This is a genomic window from Pseudomonas sp. P5_A2_2 (assembly GCF_054177685.1).
Genome location: NZ_JBGCUL010000894.1, coordinates 1 through 1,808, shown reverse-complemented (window position 1 = coordinate 1,808; position 1,808 = coordinate 1). Strand labels below are relative to the sequence as shown.

Here is a 1,808-nt window from a genome sequence, read left to right as displayed (position 1 = left end):
TGGTCGTCAGGTGCAATGGCGTTTTGCGGGGCAGGGCAAGCCATTGAGCGTCAATGTCAGCGGGCGGATGCGGGTCAACAACGGTGAACTGCTCAAGGACGCAGCGATCGCCGGGCTGGGGATCACCTATTTGCCGACGTTCATTGTCGGTTCGGCGCTGAAGGATGGAAGGCTGGTGGAAGTGCTGGAGGATTTCAGGCCGGAGCCGCTGACGTTGTCTGCGGTCTATCCGCAACATCGGCAGAGTTCGCGGCCGGTGCAGGCGCTGGTTGAATTTTTGCGCGAACGGCTGGATCGGGTTGAGGGTGGGTTGTAGAAACGCGGAGTACCCGACTCAAACGAACCTGTGGGAGCAAGCTCGCTCCCACAGGGTTTGTGTTGTATGGGGTCAGCGGGGATCAGGTCCTCTTGTCATCGCCGGGCTCGGCATGGGCGCCACGATCATCGCCGGGCTGGGCATGAACGCCACGGTCATCACCGGGTTCGCCATTGGCATGGACACCACGGTCATCGCCGGGTTCGCCATTGGCATGGACGCCACGGTCATCGCCGGGCTCGCCATTGGCATGGACGCCACGGTCATCCCCAGGCTCATCATGGGTGCCGCTGCGTCCTGAGGACGAGGCCGTTCCGGAGTGGCTCGAACCGCTGTTGGCACTGCCATGACCGCTGTTGCTGCCATGGTCGCCGCTATGGCCGCTGCCACCACTACCGCCGCCACTTCCGCCACTTCCACCGCCGCCGCCACTACCGCCACCGCCGCCACTACCGCCGCCACCGCCACTACCGCCGCCACCACCACTACCGCCACTTCCGCCACCGCCACCGCCACTACCCCCTTCCTTGGCCTGAGCACTGGATACCCCGGACAGGCTGTCCGGAATCAATACGGTAGACGCCGACAGAACCGCGCCAATAGCTACTGCCAGTAAAAGCTTATTGATGAGCATGTCGTTCTCCGTCTTCTAATTCAGATTGGAACGTGGATGAACATTGCAATGTGCTGCTTTTTTCCCATGGGAACTTGTTAAACACCTCGACGGACTGGTTTATTCAATGGGAGGTTGAAAAGATGCAACGGGCAGCGCGGCCCTGCTCCATAAGGTCAGTGAATGCTCGAGGCCAGTTCAAAAATCGGGATGTACATCAGGATCACGATCACCCCGATCAACAGGCCGATGAAGGTCATGAGCAGAGGTTCGAACAGCCGCACGAACCATTCGATCCAGCGGCCGATTTCTTCGTCGTAGAAGTCGGCGCTGCGCTCCATCATTTGTCCGAGGTTGCCGGACTGTTCGCCGGCGCGCAGMAGGCGCAGGGATACCGGAGTCACCAGGTGATTGAGTTCCAGCGCGGTAGAAAGCGATTGCCCTTCGCGCACCCGGTCGCAGGCCTGGTCCAGGCGCGCGCGGGAGGCGATGCTGAGCAAGCCACGGACCATGCCCATGGCGGTGACCAGGGGAATGCCGCCTTGCAGCAGTATGCCTAGCGAACGGTAGAAGCGCGCCAGTTCATACATGAAGATGCGCTGGTGCACCGCGGGGAGTTTTTCGATCAGGCGGTCCAGCCCCCGACGAAAGGCCGGTTGGCGCTGGAGCTGGGCGAGAGCGACGATGATGGCCAGCAAGCCACCAAAGAATTCGCCCTGGTGGGTGTGCAGGAACATGCCGCTGCTCATCAGGATTTGCGACATCCACGGCAGGTTCGACCCCAGCCCTTCGAATACCAKGCTGAAGCGCGGTACGACGTAGCCCATCAAAAACAACACCACGCCACCGCCCACCACCAGCAACAGCATGGGGTAGATC

General features: G+C 61.2%; 3 protein-coding genes. 1 reads left to right on the top strand and 2 read right to left on the bottom strand.

Annotation, left to right across the window (positions count from 1 at the left end; all coding sequences use genetic code 11):
• Positions 1-316, top strand: a 316-nt coding sequence (locus ACXRVY_RS27025) for a LysR substrate-binding domain-containing protein (protein ID WP_458238733.1), incomplete at its 5' end; no start/stop codon positions are given.
• 82 nt (positions 317-398) lie between these two features.
• Here the strand turns inward: ACXRVY_RS27025 and ACXRVY_RS27020 are convergent.
• Both ACXRVY_RS27020 and ACXRVY_RS27015 read right to left on the bottom strand, forming a co-directional pair.
• Positions 399-950, bottom strand: a complete 552-nt coding sequence (locus tag ACXRVY_RS27020; protein ID WP_457266166.1) for a hypothetical protein — start codon at positions 948-950, stop codon at positions 399-401.
• Between the two features lie 155 nt (positions 951-1,105).
• A partial coding sequence (locus ACXRVY_RS27015) for a type II secretion system F family protein (RefSeq protein ID WP_458238732.1) occupies positions 1,106-1,808 on the bottom strand: 703 nt, incomplete at its 5' end.